At 65.5% G+C, this 8,024-nt stretch carries 10 protein-coding genes; 1 reads left to right on the top strand and 9 read right to left on the bottom strand.

Annotated features, from left to right (window positions below; genetic code table 11):
* Positions 1-159 precede the first annotated feature (159 nt).
* The 9 genes from bcsQ to bfr all read right to left on the bottom strand — a co-directional run bounded on the left by bcsQ (position 160) and on the right by bfr (position 7,477).
* Positions 160-954: a cellulose biosynthesis protein BcsQ gene (bcsQ, locus tag IM760_RS08600; protein WP_204428348.1), complete on the bottom strand. Its 795-nt coding sequence runs from the start codon at positions 952-954 to the stop codon at positions 160-162.
* Positions 945-1,277: a hypothetical protein gene (locus IM760_RS08595; protein WP_204428346.1), complete on the bottom strand. Its 333-nt coding sequence runs from the start codon at positions 1,275-1,277 to the stop codon at positions 945-947. The genes bcsQ and IM760_RS08595 overlap by 10 nt, the downstream gene beginning before the upstream one ends.
* 384 nt (positions 1,278-1,661) lie before the next feature.
* A complete protein-coding gene (locus tag IM760_RS08590) occupies positions 1,662-3,602 on the bottom strand; it encodes a polysaccharide biosynthesis protein (RefSeq protein WP_239549697.1) in 1,941 nt (646 codons plus the stop codon).
* A 66-nt stretch (positions 3,603-3,668) separates the two neighbouring features.
* Positions 3,669-4,859, bottom strand: coding sequence for a DegT/DnrJ/EryC1/StrS family aminotransferase (locus tag IM760_RS08585; protein ID WP_204428344.1), 1,191 nt, complete (start codon positions 4,857-4,859; stop codon positions 3,669-3,671).
* A 105-nt stretch (positions 4,860-4,964) separates the two neighbouring features.
* The gene (locus tag IM760_RS08580) at positions 4,965-5,126 is read right to left on the bottom strand and encodes a hypothetical protein (protein ID WP_204428343.1); all 162 of its coding nucleotides are present in this window, start codon (positions 5,124-5,126) and stop codon (positions 4,965-4,967) included.
* An 8-nt stretch (positions 5,127-5,134) separates the two neighbouring features.
* Complete coding sequence (locus tag IM760_RS08575) at positions 5,135-6,019, bottom strand: MraY family glycosyltransferase (protein ID WP_204428342.1); 885 nt, start codon at positions 6,017-6,019, stop codon at positions 5,135-5,137.
* Between the two features lie 358 nt (positions 6,020-6,377).
* A complete protein-coding gene (locus IM760_RS08570) occupies positions 6,378-6,674 on the bottom strand; it encodes a type II toxin-antitoxin system RelE/ParE family toxin (RefSeq protein WP_204428341.1) in 297 nt (98 codons plus the stop codon).
* Positions 6,671-6,880: an addiction module protein gene (locus IM760_RS08565; RefSeq protein ID WP_204428340.1), complete on the bottom strand. Its 210-nt coding sequence runs from the start codon at positions 6,878-6,880 to the stop codon at positions 6,671-6,673. The genes IM760_RS08570 and IM760_RS08565 overlap by 4 nt, the downstream gene beginning before the upstream one ends.
* Positions 6,881-7,009: 129 nt before the next feature.
* Positions 7,010-7,477, bottom strand: a complete 468-nt coding sequence (bfr, locus tag IM760_RS08560) for a bacterioferritin (RefSeq protein ID WP_204428339.1) — start codon at positions 7,475-7,477, stop codon at positions 7,010-7,012.
* 251 nt (positions 7,478-7,728) lie between these two features.
* On the opposite strand from bfr, the gene IM760_RS08555 reads away from it, so the two are divergent.
* Positions 7,729-8,022 (top strand): hypothetical protein, encoded by a 294-nt coding sequence (locus IM760_RS08555; protein ID WP_204428337.1) that lies wholly within the window; start codon positions 7,729-7,731, stop codon positions 8,020-8,022.
* The last annotated feature ends 2 nt before the right edge of the window (positions 8,023-8,024 follow it).

Below are 8,024 nucleotides of genomic sequence, written 5' to 3'. Positions count from 1 at the left end.
AGTTAAGGGTTCGAAGGAGCAAGGGGGCTCCATCTACCACTTAATCCGGATACCCATAAAAAAGAACAAAGGCGGTGTCGCCAACAACACCGCCAGAATCAACATTACTCGCCCGCGAAGGGTCTTCCCCCGATCCGACCTGGCTGTCATTCAAAACCCTCAGGAAGCGCCGCCCGGCACCTCAACCACGGCGGTCCCGTCCATTTCCGCCAATTGTTCAAGTATACGCGCCACGCAACGGGAGATGTCCGCCGCGCCTCTGGAGTTGGGCGCTTGCTCGAACACCGATCGCTGCCGGCTGTTGGCCTCGGGAAAGGCCTCGTCGTGGTGGATCAGCCCGAGCAGCTCACTGCCGTGGCGCCGGGCGATGAAATCGGTGATTTCCGTATTCAGCCGCCGCCGCGGATCGACCTGGTTCAGCACATAGCCGTGGTGGCTGCCGGCGGGCACGTCCTCGGGGTAAAAGTGCCCTTCTTCCACTCGGGGCAACAGGGAGACGGAGGCGGAATCGGCCAGCAGCACGGTGATGCGCAGGTCCGCCAGCCGGCTCACCGCCCACAGGGCGTTGGAGTCGCCGGGCGGCAGGTCGGCGATCACCACCGTGCCCGGCGTGGCGGTCAGCGACGACAGGGGGCGCTCCAGAAAGCCGGGTTGCTCCAGGGCCCGGTCAAAGGCGCGCCGTTCCTCGCGGGGCACGTCGCCATAGGCCAGCAGGTACACACCTTCCGCCACCGGCCGCGCCAGGGTGCGCCAGTCGTCGGTCTCCACGGCGTCGTGCACATAGCCGTCGCCGTCGCTCAGTGGCACGCCGAAATGCAGACGCAGGGCGTTCTGGGCGTCGAAGTCGACCACCACCACGCGGTAACCGAGGCGACGGATGCCGTAGGCCAGATTAGCGACGCAGGTGGTCTTGCCCACGCCGCCCTTGGGGGAGACAACCGAGATTAACGCCATTCATCAAACCCGGACGGCCGGTTCATCGCCTGACGCTCGGCGATGCGGCGTAACAGGGCCTTGAGTGGCGTGCCGTTATAGGCGCCGCTGACCGCTTCCGTGGCGTGTTCCGGCTGGCCGGACAGCAGGGAGCGAAAGCGCGGCCGCGCGGCCGGCTCGTCCACCGGTTCCGCCGGCCTGGCGGCGCCGGCGGGCACGGCGGACGCCGTGGCGGCCGCGGCCACCGGGGCCGGCGCGGCGCTGGCGAACGGACTGCTCTGGGCCGCCATGGCCGGCACCTCCGGCTCCGCCGTGGACGCCGGCGCCGGTTTTTTACCGGCCACCTGATCCAGCAGCGTCCATCCGGAGTCACGCGCGGGCTCGGCGGCAGGCTGGGACCGGCCACCTACGCGTCTGATTTTGAAATCCTTTTCCCCCGCCTTCTTCCTGAAACCAGCCTGCTCGTCATAGGGCTTTGTCATTACTTTTTTATCCCGCAGCTCGGAAGAATGAAAAAAGTGTGATATTGCTCACACTTTGCTCACGGCGCAGAGCGTACAGAAAAACACCGATTTTGTACATACAGTAACCAATTGTTTCCCTGATTCACATCAAATCAATAAGCTAGAGGCGCGCATCATGCGAGCGCCGAGGTGAATAAACAGTGAGAGACTAACGAAGAGGAAGGGGAATTTCAGTGAAGGGATGTAAAGACTGATGTACGGCGGTTAGTGCAGCGGTCGGGCAGCCACGGTGTCGTCGGCGGGCGCCGGAACCGGACCCACCAGCGCCGGCGGCGCGCCACGGTAACCGACCACGTGCTCGCGCAGCAGCGCCTTGACCGCCTCGCCGTCGCCGCGTTCCAGCGCCACCCGGAAAGCGTCCAGCGCGGCCCGCAACTGCTCCATGCCGAGCATTTCCTCGCTGGCCTGCATGATCATTTCGTGGCGGGTGCCGCTGGCGCACTCACCGATCAGTAACTCTTCGTACAGCTTTTCGCCGGGCCGCAGGCCGGAAAATACGATCTCGATGTCGCCGTCCGGATGATGCTCGTCACGCACGGTAAGGCCCATCAGGCGCACCATGGCGTGGGCCAGGTCCAGGATGCGCACCGGTTCGCCCATATCCAGCACGAACACCTCGCCGCCGCGGGCCATGGCGCCGGCCTGGATCACCAACTGGGCCGCTTCCGGGATGGTCATGAAATAACGGATCACATCCGGGTGGGTGACGGTGACCGGCCCGCCCCGGGTAATCTGGTCACGGAACAGCGGCACCACCGATCCGGAGGAGCCCAGCACATTGCCGAAGCGCACCATGGAGAACACCGTGGCGCTGCCGCGCGCGGCCATGCCCTGCAGCAACAGTTCCGCGAAGCGCTTGGTGGCGCCCATCACGTTGGTGGGCCGCACCGCCTTGTCCGTGGAAATCAGAATGAAATGCTTGACCCCGGCGGCCTCCGCGCCCTCCGCCGCTTCCAGGGTGCCCAGCACGTTGTTGCGCAGGCCGGCCACCGGATTGTCCTCGATGATCGGCACATGTTTATAGGCGGCGGCGTGATAAAGCGTGTCCACGCCATGGGCCTCGCACAGACGCCGCACATGGCCCCGGTTGACCACCGAGCCCAACGCCGGGATCAGCTCGATATGGCGGCCGGCCAGCTTGATCTTGTCGCGCAGCTCCCGCTCGATGTCGTACAGCGCCACTTCGCTCTGTTCGAACAGAATCAGCCGGCGCGGGCCGATCAGCAGAATCTGGCGGCACAGCTCCGAGCCGATGGACCCGCCGGCGCCGGTCACCAGCACGCTCTTGTCGCGGATGCAGTAACTGAGCAGGTCTTCCCGGGGCGGCACCGGATCGCGGCCCAGCAGATCCTCGATGGCCACGTCCTTGATCTCGTCCAGGCGGGCCTTGCCGGTGGCGATGTCGGCGAAGGTGGGCACCGTCTGCACGCGCACGTCCAGGGTTTCCAGCCAGGTGACCAGCGCCATGCGCCGGTGGCGCGGCAGCGACGGCATGGCCAGCAGCACCGAGCGCACCCGCCCCGCCGCCACCAGCTGGCGCAGCCGGTCCCGGTCGCCCACTTCCACGCCGGACAGCAGCGTGCCCTGCTTGCTGCGGGAATCGTCCACCACCATCACCGGCTGCAGCTCGCGGCCCGCCTGCAGGGCCCGCACCAGCTGGGCGCCAGCGGACCCGGCGCCGAACACCGCCACCGGTTCCCGGTTGGGATTGTTGGCCATGGCGTTGAGCAGGAAGCGGCGGGCCAGGGTACGGCTGACGCCCAGATAGAGCACCGCCAGCACCCAGAAGATCACCAGGATCGAGCGTGGCAGCCAGGCATTGGTCATGTAGACCATGGCGGCCAGGGTGACCACCGAGCCGGACATGCCGAACAGCACCGGCCACACCGCCTCGGTGCCCTGATAACGGACGATGGAGCGATAGAAGCCGCAGGCGTAAAGGAAGCCCACCGGCACCAGGGCGCAGGCGGCGATCAGCCACAGCGGCTCCACCGGCACCAGAAAACTGCTGAACCGCAACGCGAACGCCATCCACAGCAGCACCGGCAACGCCAGCGCGTCCGCCACCAGCATGATGGCGCGCTTTTGCCAGCGGGCGCTGCGCAGCAGACGTGCGCCCACACGTTGCAGCAGGGGTGAATTCATCTCGGACCGTGGAATGCCAGGAAAAACCGCACGTTAGCAGAGGTTTTTGTAAATTTCAGCAAAATGTCACCGCGGCTCGCTTGCGCCGGTCGCTTGCGCCATGACCTCGCCCAGCGCCTCGACGGTGCGCGCCAGGTGGCTCTCGTCCAGGGTCGGGTGCACCAGGAACATCAGGCTGGTCTCGCCCAGTTCCCGGGCCACCGGCAGCGGCGCCGCCGGCCCCAGGCCGCGTTCCTGGAAGCATTTTTCCAGGTACACCTCGGAGCAGGACCCGGAAAAACAGGGCACGTCCCGGGCCACTACCTCATTCATGATTCGGTCCCGGTCCCAGCCCGGGGCCAGCGCCGCCGGCTCCACGAACACGTAGGCTTTGTAGCCGGCGTGCCCCACCGCCGCCGGCGGCGAGGGCACGCGCAGCCCGGGCATGGCGCGGGCGGCGTGCCAGAGGGTGTCGCAATGGGCCCGGCGGATACGGGTCCACTCCGCCATGCGCGCCAGCTGCAGGCGGCCGATCACCGCCTGCATCTCGGTGAGCCGGGCGTTGGTGCCCAGGCCCTCGTGCAGCCAGCGGAACCCCGGCGGGTGGTCGCGCTCGTAGACCTCCGCCCAGCTTTTGCCATGGTCCTTGGCACTCCAGATCCGCGACCACAGCGCCCGGTCGTTGACCGTGATCATGCCGCCCTCGCCGCCGGTGGACATGATCTTGTCCTGGCAGAACGACCAGCAGCCCACGTCGCCGAGGCCGCCCACCGGGCGGCCGTTCCAGGTGGCGCCGTGGGCCTGGGCGCAGTCTTCCACCACGCGCAGATCGTGGCGCCGGGCCAGCTCCATCAGCGCGTCCATGTCGCAGGGCCAGCCGGCCAGATGCACCGCCACCACCGCCCGGGTACGCGGCGTCAGCACCGCTTCCACGGTGGCGGCGGTGAGATTCTGGCTGTCCCGGTCGATGTCGGCGAACACCGGCGTGGCACCCACATTGATCACCGCGCTGGCGGAGGCCACGAAGGTGCGCGGCGGCACCACCACCTCGTCACCGGGCCCCAGGCCCAGCGCCCGCAGGGCCAGCTCCAGGGCCACGGTGCCGTTGGCCACGGCGACGGCGTGTTCGGTGCCGGCGAAGGCGGCGAATTCCCGCTCGAACTGGCGGGCTTCGTCGCCGGTCCAGTAGTTCACCCGGTTGGACAACAGCACGCGGCGCACCGCGTCCGCTTCTTCCTCGGTGAAGGACGGCCAGGGGGGAAAGGGTCCATTGAGCATAGGCAGATGACGCCGGGTCGGGTGGTATTCAGGAGAGGCGCGAGAATAGCACATCCGCCCTGCCCTTTAGGAGCCGCCCCGTTCCCGCCGCGATCACCGATACGGTCAGAGGCGTTCCGCCACGGGCAGCCGGGGCCGGCCCAACAGGAAGCTCAGGGAGAAATAGAAAGCGGCGGCCACGAAGGTGCCAAGAGTCAGGGTCAGCTCCGACCAGCCGGCCAGGGTGCCGGCCACGCCGAACGCCACCATGGCGCCGTGCATCGCCATCACCCTGATCAGCGCCTGTCGGGGATGGAGCCCGCGGTCGAGCAACAGGTGGTGGATGTGAGTGCGGTCGGCGCTGAACGGCGAGCGCCCGCCAGCAGACGGCGCGCGAACACCGCCAGCATATCCAGGATCGGCACGCCCACCAGCCACACCGCCACGATCGGCGGGAAACTGCCGTCACGCTGGCTGCCGGCCACCACCAGCCACAGCACCAGAAAACCCAGCAAGGTGGAGCCGCCGTCGCCCAGGAACATCTTCCAGCCCCTGAGCAGCGGAATTTCCAGGTTGAACATCAGATAGGTGAGCAGCGCCAGGCAGGCCAGCGCCGCGAACAGCCCTGTGCCATTGTGCCCCGCCGCCGCCGACAGAATCGCCACTCCGGCCAGGGTGAGCAGCGTGACCCCGCCGGCCTGGCCGTCGATGCCATCGATCATGTTGTAGGCGTTGATGCAGGCCAGGGCGCACAGCACGGTGAAACCCAGCCCGGTCAACCCGGCCAGCATCACCGCGCCGCCGCCGAACAGGGCCCCCAGCGTCTCGATATAGACCCCGGACGCGGCGCAGGCCAGGGCCACCGTGATGCCCTGCCACAGGAACCGCCAGCGGGCGCTGAGATCGAAGATATCGTCCAGGGTACCGATGGCGGTCAGCACCACCGCCGCGGCCAGAAACCAGCCCCAGCCTTCGCCGCGCCACAGCCCGGTGGTGAGACCGGCCATGATCAGGCCCACGAACACCACCACACCGCCGATCAAAGGCACCGGCATGCCGTGCTGTTTGCGCGCGTTGGGGTGATCGACGAATCCGGCCCGGCGGGCCAGTGGCAGAAAGCCGAAGGCAGCCAGCGCGCTGCTCAACGGCACGAGAAAGGGTCCCAGTACCTCCACGTCCACGCCAATATCCCTCTTGTGCGTTCTTGTGCGTTTTCCGGTCCGTTCCACGGGACAAGCATGCTACGCCGCTATACAAAAAGGGGCATTAGGGCAAAGTGGTTATTTTTTACTCAGAAGAAGAGCTTGGGGCGGGTCGTGGCGGGCGGTATACAAATTATTTCTATCTGGCCGTTGCCGTAAATAGCGCGGAAGGGCAGGCTCTCAAGGTCGCGCGTCCATGGCTCAGCACGGATGTGACCACCCGTGTGGCGGCTCGACACGACATCATTCTCCATCGTATCGAGCAACGGCGCCCTTCGGGGCGCCTTCTTATTTCAGAAAGCCTTCCATGAGCCCGGTCATTCGACCGAGATGACCACTAGGTCCGAATTTTCCAACGCCGGGGGTCGCGGCTGCCGTGCATGACGACGATCACGACGACGGCGTCTTCAGAAATAACAAAATGCACGCCGAAAGGGAATTTGCGTATGAGAGCGCGGCGGGAGTCCCGGTGGACCCGGGGGAAAGCGAGGGGATTTTCCTGGATCAAATGCAGGGTTTCGGACACCGAGTTCAGGAAGGCTTGCCCCAGTCCCTGCTGCTGAGATTCATACCATCGGGCAGCGTCTTCAAGATCCCACTCGGCGTCCGGGCGAATCCGGACGGTGTGAGTCATAGCCGATTGCGTACCCTATCCAGCACTTCAAGCATGTCCGCGCCGGGAAGCTGGTCCTGATGGTAAGCGTCCAGGCGGCGGTCGAGTTCCTGGCGATGGGCGTCGGTCAGCTCCACATTGCCCTGGTCCGCCGCAATGCTGTCCCAAAGGTCCTCCACCAGACGAAGGCGTTGGTCGACGGGAAGATCTCGAATGTGCGAATTCATAGGAGGGCTCCGGGTTCCGACACCTCACATTACCGCGCGGGTACCGGCGGTGTCACTGGCGAATGGAGCAAAGAGGAACGGGAAGCATGAAGGCCGGCGCGCGGGAGCGCGCCGGCTGGCGAGGCGGGCTTAGGACATCTGGGACTGGCGGTAGTTTTCCTCGCCGATGTGCTTGATCAGGCGCAGTTGCTGTTCCAGCCAGTGGGTGTGGTCTTCCTCGGTGTCGGCGAGCTGCTGGCGCAGCATGTCACGGGTGACGTAGTCGCGCACCGATTCGCACAGGGCGATGGCGTTGGCCAGGTTCTCACGCACTTCGTATTCCAGCCGCAGGTCCGCTTCCAGCATTTCCATCACCGTGTGCCCCGGCTTCATCGGGTGCGGGCTCATGTCCGGGGTGCCTTCCAGGAACAGCAGGCGGCGCAGAATGGCGTCGGCGTGCTGGGTTTCCTCTTCCATCTCGTGGTGGATGCGCTCGTAGAGCTTGCCGTAGCCCTGGTCCTCGTATTGGCGCGAATGCAGGAAGTACTGGTCGCGGGCGGCCAGCTCGCCGCGCAGCAGTTCCTGCAGACATTCGATCACGTCCGGATGACCTTTCATTGGGGGGCGCTCCTTGATGGCAGGAAATTATGCGCGGAGTATGCCGCCATTATTCGGCGCGCGCTACCCTTTCGGAATTATTTTTCAATGGAATCAAGGAGTTAATCGTTCTCATTTGGTATCAGCCCAAGGCTGGGAAGGCGCTCATGCCGGGCTGTGTAAGTTTTCTCCTACAAGCATTTACCTCTTTATCCTACAGACGGTCCGGCACAACCCATGTAAAGCTTCAGGGAACCAAGGAGGACAATAAGATGAACATGGACGTGGACGTGGACGAGCACTACGAGAAGGTCTGGACCGTGGTCCTGGAAACCCCCACCGGCCTGGAACAGGTGATTCTGGTGCGCTACCCGCGCCGCCCCACCGACGATCTGGCCGCCGGCCTGGTGCGCCTGCACCTGAAAATGCCCACCGCCATCCCGGAATCCTTCCGCGATCACGACGAGCCCGCCCTGCGTGCTTTGGAGGAATGCGGCTACAAGCTGATCTGGGTGGGCGAACCCACCGAGATCATTGGCCGCCAGCGGCCCCTGCGGGACCCCTAAAG

This window comes from Alloalcanivorax marinus, assembly GCF_016906305.1.
In the GTDB taxonomy this organism is placed as follows: Bacteria; Pseudomonadota; Gammaproteobacteria; order Pseudomonadales; family Alcanivoracaceae; genus Alloalcanivorax; species Alloalcanivorax marinus.
This window is presented reverse-complemented; position numbering and strand designations above follow the sequence as displayed.